Source organism: Citrobacter sp. wls619, from assembly GCF_005281345.1.
GTDB lineage: Bacteria > Pseudomonadota > Gammaproteobacteria > Enterobacterales > Enterobacteriaceae > Citrobacter.
Window position 1 is genome coordinate 1 of sequence record NZ_SZXJ01000107.1, and the last position, 342, is coordinate 342.

General features: G+C 53.8%; 1 protein-coding gene. It reads left to right on the forward strand.

The genetic code is table 11. From position 1 onward, the window contains the following. Positions 1–7 precede the first annotated feature (7 nt). Positions 8–139: a DUF3275 family protein gene (locus FDX19_RS25735; protein ID WP_368666080.1), complete on the forward strand. Its 132-nt coding sequence runs from the start codon at positions 8–10 to the stop codon at positions 137–139. Positions 140–342: the final 203 nt, after the last annotated feature.

Here is a 342-nt window from a genome sequence, read left to right on the forward strand (position 1 = left end):
CGTTAAACTGGATGCCACCGCACCGCGTCAGCTACTGCGCGAGCAAACGGCGCGCCTGACACAACTGGGCTACGACTTTGTCGCTCAGGAGCAGCATTTTATCAAATCAGGCGTACCGGCTGAGGCCGCGTTGCACTGAACCTGGCTTGTTCATACCCACTGTCGGGTTTTCCCGACCGGGAGAACCCTCGCTAATTAAGGAGTTTTCCCTATGGGATGGTTATTTTGTTGTGATTCGCGTTCTGCACTGATTAAGCACCTGACCCGTACTGATGAAAATGATGCTCTGCACTGGCAGACGCTGAACTGCGCGTTACGCGGGAATATTCTCTGGGCTGTTGT